The 515-nt window shown below is 50.3% G+C and carries 2 pseudogenes; both read right to left on the minus strand.

Features of this window, described 5'->3' with window-relative positions:
- Positions 1-169, minus strand: a pseudogene (locus tag ACW5XD_RS23895) (IS3 family transposase); the annotation flags it as partial.
- A gap of 16 nt (positions 170-185) precedes the next feature.
- Positions 186-428 (minus strand): annotated as a pseudogene (locus ACW5XD_RS23900) (IS110 family transposase); the annotation flags it as partial.
- Positions 429-515 lie beyond the last annotated feature (87 nt).

Genomic DNA, 515 nt, shown 5'->3' on the forward strand with positions numbered 1-515 from the left:
CCTCGCGATCCGCATAGGTTCTACGTCGGATCCGCTCGCGTTTGAGGAGCTGGAAGAAACTCTCCGCCACCGCGTTATCATGACAATTGCCACGTCTGCTCATGCTGGCCTTGAACCGGTGCTCCCGCAAAAAATCTTGCCAGTCATAGCTGCTAAACTGACTCCCCTGGACGCCCTTCTAAGAGTCAAGTCGTTATTTGAGTGCTGTTGATCAACCGGTTTTGATTACGTAGCAGCGTATAGACTTCACGCGAGATATAACGTTTCAGGCAACGCAGCGCTTCCATTTTTGAGTGACCCTCAGCTACCCGTTTGGCCACATATTCTTGTGTTTTCGTATCGGTGCGCAATCGCCCTATAGCGATAATATGCAGAGCACTATTGGCGGCACGATCACCACCACGATTAAGCCTGTGACGGTTTGTTTTAGGCTCTGTCCCAATTACGTGTTGAAAGGCTAATCTTGAAGTAGGCCATCTCCTTGAGGTCTACCATCATGGATACCCCTGCCTTTC

This window comes from Aeromonas enterica, assembly GCF_054052465.1.